This window comes from Mesorhizobium sp. B1-1-5 (assembly GCF_006443065.1).
Classification (GTDB): Bacteria; Pseudomonadota; Alphaproteobacteria; order Rhizobiales; family Rhizobiaceae; genus Mesorhizobium.
Map to the genome: position 1 here is coordinate 1 of NZ_VFWS01000615.1, position 1,078 is coordinate 1,078.

Here is a 1,078-nt window from a genome sequence, read left to right on the forward strand (position 1 = left end):
ATGCAACAGTGGTTGCGTGATGCGGGAGTGATGTCAAAGCCAAATCAGCAGTTGACGGCAACAACCGCCTTCCCCGTTGTCGAGCCCGGCGATCGCAGAGCCCTCCGGCGCATGATGAACCAAATTAATGGACTGAAGCCAGACATCATCAAAGTTCTTGTCGCCACCATAGACGAGTATTGGCTCGCTAACGGCGCACTACCAGAACCATCCCCGCATGGTGATCAACCTGAACCCTCCAGTCCCCGCCGTGAAGAAGTGCCATCGCGGTAGCGATTTCTGCAGTCTTGCGCTTGATGACAAGCTTCGGATCCATCGGCGCGGCTGCGCCTGCCGCCTTTCGTAATTCTGCGACCATTTCGTCTGTCCGCGTCTGATAACGCGGCTGGTATTCGATCAACTCGGCCTCCCAAACCACCTGAACGGCACCTCGGATAGGAACAATTTCCTTTCCACCTTGTCAACAAGGTTTCACGCCGTTCCTCACCATGGCTCGTAAAAACAAATAACGATCCCCGCTTGCGCTCTCGCCTGGCGCGCGCAATTGTGGCGCCGGGATTTTGGAGGGGGATGTGGAATGACAATTTCGACACAACAGCAGATGCTTATCGAACAGCGCGTGACCAACGAGGCCAAGTCGACGGGCGCCGCCTATCTACTCTGGTTTTTCCTCGGGACGCTTGGCGCACATCGATTCTATCTCGGGCGAACCGGCAGTGGGGTAGCACAGCTTCTGATGACAATTATTGGGTGGCTGACCGTCGTCCTGGTCGTCGGTATTTTCATTCTGATCGCGCTCGGCATCTGGCTTTTGGTCGATGCTTTCCTGATCCCAGGCATGATCCAAGCGCAAAAGGATCAGGTGCGGCAAAGCCTCACAACCAATGCAATGCTAGCGGTCGGATCGGCTCGCCAAGAGCCGCAGATGTAGCTCTGGGGAGGGCTTGGCTAATGCGTGTGAGAAAATAATGTCTATCAACAACAACGTATGGAACGCACCGGCGACCAAAGGTGAAATTGCAGGTCTAGCGATTAACACAGCGATAGCCGTGACCAAGATCATAGAATGTCTTGAGGC

2 protein-coding genes are annotated in these 1,078 nt (G+C 54.8%); both read left to right on the plus strand.

The window, feature by feature from the left end; all coding sequences use genetic code 11:
- A partial coding sequence (locus tag FJ980_RS35160) for a hypothetical protein (protein ID WP_210243792.1) occupies positions 1 to 273 on the plus strand: 273 nt, incomplete at its 5' end.
- A gap of 304 nt (positions 274 to 577) precedes the next feature.
- Positions 578 to 931 (plus strand): TM2 domain-containing protein, encoded by a 354-nt coding sequence (locus tag FJ980_RS33795; protein ID WP_140547685.1) that lies wholly within the window; start codon positions 578 to 580, stop codon positions 929 to 931.
- Positions 932 to 1,078 lie beyond the last annotated feature (147 nt).

Bases quoted from the DNA above. Each gene is read 5' to 3' on its own strand.
- FJ980_RS33795 (WP_140547685.1), top strand. From the start codon at position 578: ATGACAATTTCGACACAACAGCAGATGCTTATCGAACAGCGCGTGACC.